Source organism: Hamadaea sp. NPDC051192 (assembly GCF_040682475.1).
In the GTDB taxonomy this organism is placed as follows: Bacteria; Actinomycetota; Actinomycetes; order Mycobacteriales; family Micromonosporaceae; genus Hamadaea; species Hamadaea flava.
Window position 1 is genome coordinate 1 of the sequence record NZ_JBFBAZ010000303.1, and the last position, 1,496, is coordinate 1,496.

The 1,496-nt window shown below is 66.0% G+C and carries 1 protein-coding gene; it reads right to left on the reverse strand.

Annotated features, from left to right (window positions below):
- Positions 1-1,496, reverse strand: a 1,496-nt coding sequence (locus AB0M47_RS42740; RefSeq protein WP_363424774.1) for a LamG-like jellyroll fold domain-containing protein, incomplete at both ends; no start/stop codon positions are given.

Below are 1,496 nucleotides of genomic sequence, written 5' to 3' on the forward strand. Positions count from 1 at the left end.
GTGGCGTTGCCGGCCGCGTCGGTCGCCGCCGTCGTGTCACCCGCCGAGTTCGTCGTGTAATTGATGTACGACCCGGACGGCTGCGTCACCTTCTGCAGGAACCCGGCACTGCTGTACGCGTACAAGCTGGTCATGGTGCTGGAGGTCGCGCGTTCGAAGACCGACCCGGTGACCTTGCGCCCCAGGTAGTCGTAGGTGGCCTCGGTGGCGGCGCCGAGCGGATTGACCGTACGCAGCAGGTCGTCGTTGAGGTCGTACGCGTAGGTCGTGATCGCGCCGTTGGCCTCAGTGGCCTTGGACAGCCGGCCTTGCTGGTCGTAGAGGTAGGTGGTGACCTTGCCGAGCGGGTCGGTGGTGGAGGTGATGTTGCCCGAGCCGTTGTAGGTCTTGGACACGGTGGCGGTGATCTTCGTTCCGCCGGGTGGGGTGTAGTCCGGGAGGCGGGTCGTGACCGGGCGGCCGGAGGCGTCGCGGGTGATGACGGTGGTGTTGCCGTCGGGATCGCGCAGTTCGACCTCGTCACCGAAGGTGTCGAAGCCGGTCGTGGTAACCGGCCTCGACGATACCGGGGTGCCGCCGTTGGACTCGGCGTTGACCGGGGCGCTGGTGGTGACCACGAGGTTGTCGGACTCGTCGTACTCGTAGTACTCGATGTTGCCCAGCGGATCGGTCTCGGACAACTTCAGCCCACGCTGGTCATAGGTGTACGTCGTCGTGTTGTTCACGTCGCCGAGCGGCCGACCGGCCTGACCGTTGCCGTAGAGGCTGGACACGTCGGCAGCGCTCAGCGCTCGCTGGTAGGTCTGCACGTTGCCGATCGAGCCGTTGAACGGCAGGTCGTTCGCACCGTTGTAGCGCTCCCGGCCGATGACCAGCGGACCGTTCGCGGCGATCGGGGTGGTATCCGTCGCGGTTCCTTGCGCGGTTCCGTTGGCGTACAACGTCATCTGGCCGTTGGCGGCGTTGTAGACGCCGACGAGATGCGTCCACGTGTTCAGCGTGGGCGCGGCAGTGGACAGTGCGGTCGCCGAACCCGAGTTCGTCGTGTCAGTCAGGTTCCTCGTGAACGACCAGCGGTTCGAGCCCTTCATGTACATCAAGTTGAAGCCGGAGTTCACCGACGCGTCCTGGGACACCGCCGTCTGCCCGATCGTGTTGCCGGCCAGTTTGACCCAGGCGGAGACGCTGAAGCTCTTCGTCGTGTCGAGCGCCGGCTTCGCAGCGGTCACCCAGCCGGTCGTTCCGTTGAAGACGCCCGCGCCGCCGGACCAGGTCACCCCGCTCGTGGCCGTGGCGGTGTTGTCGCCGCCGGAATTGTCGACGACCTCGGTGCCACCGGCCGGGTTCAACCGCCACCAACCATCCGGCTTACCGGCGCCGAGCGTACGCGCCCAATCGGACGTGATCCGACCGGCCGAGTCGTAGCTGCTGCCCACCGCCGAGGTGTAACCGGAGTTGTCGGAGAAGTACTTCGCCGTGACCAGATCATCGTTGTT